The sequence below is a fragment of the Microbacterium sp. HMWF026 genome (assembly GCF_003061325.1).
Taxonomy (GTDB): Bacteria; Actinomycetota; Actinomycetes; order Actinomycetales; family Microbacteriaceae; genus Microbacterium; species Microbacterium testaceum_E.
Window position 1 is genome coordinate 1 of the sequence record NZ_QAJB01000318.1, and the last position, 791, is coordinate 791.

Annotated in this window: 1 protein-coding gene and 1 pseudogene; one reads left to right on the forward strand and one right to left on the reverse strand. The window is 74.7% G+C overall.

From position 1 onward, the window contains the following. The coding region (locus tag DBR36_RS18095) for a hypothetical protein (RefSeq protein ID WP_219927650.1) at window positions 1–350 on the forward strand (350 nt) is incomplete at its 5' end. A 10-nt stretch (window positions 351–360) separates the two neighbouring features. Here the strand turns inward: DBR36_RS18095 and DBR36_RS12150 are convergent. Beyond that, window positions 361–791: pseudogene (locus tag DBR36_RS12150) on the reverse strand (DUF2993 domain-containing protein); the annotation flags it as partial.

A 791-nucleotide genomic window follows, 5' to 3' on the forward strand; every position in this document is an offset into this window, starting at 1 on the left:
GGCCCGCGCCCCTCCCCCCGACCGATCCCCCGCGGGAGTGGGCGGATGCCACCCGGTCACCGGTCGTCCGCGCGGCGTCCGCGGGGAGTCGGTTCCGTCGCGCGCCCGCGGTCGAGACTCTCCCCTTCCCCCCGGACCGACTGGCGGTGCTGACCGCGAGCGGAGACGGCGCGGGGCTCCTGCACCTGCTGGCGGGAGCGGCCCCCGCCCTCTGGCACGCGGCGGACGCGGCGACGCGCGAAGACCTCATCCGCGCGGTCACCGACGGACCGGATCGTCAGGACGCCCACGACGCGATCGACGGCATCCTGGATCAGCTGGTCGAAGCGGGTCTGCTCACCGTCGCATGATGCGGGCGGCTCAGCCGCAGGTGCCGTTCGCCTGCAGAGCCGGATCGTTCAGCAACGCCCCCGCGATGTCGAACGTGGCGACGAGATCCTGCCCCTGCACCGTCGCCGAGGTGAGCGTCAGACCGGCCGGGAGGCGGTCGGCGATGCACAGGCTCTGCGTCTGCACGAGCGGGTCGGCGACGCCGCCGAACTGCCCGCGCAGGGTGTCGGCGTCGATCACATTGCCGGCGATGCGAAACCCCGAGGGCGTCAGCGTGAGGTCTCCGTCCGCGGCGCCCGGCGTCGCGGTCACCCCGACCGGGATGCCGACGCCGAACAGCGTCACGGTCGTCTCGAACGACACGTCCGGGGCCGCGACGTCGACCGCGCCGGCGGGGAGGTTCGGGATCTGCCCCAGCAGCGCGCGCAGCTGCTCGCGGTCCAGCCGGACCGAGGCGGACC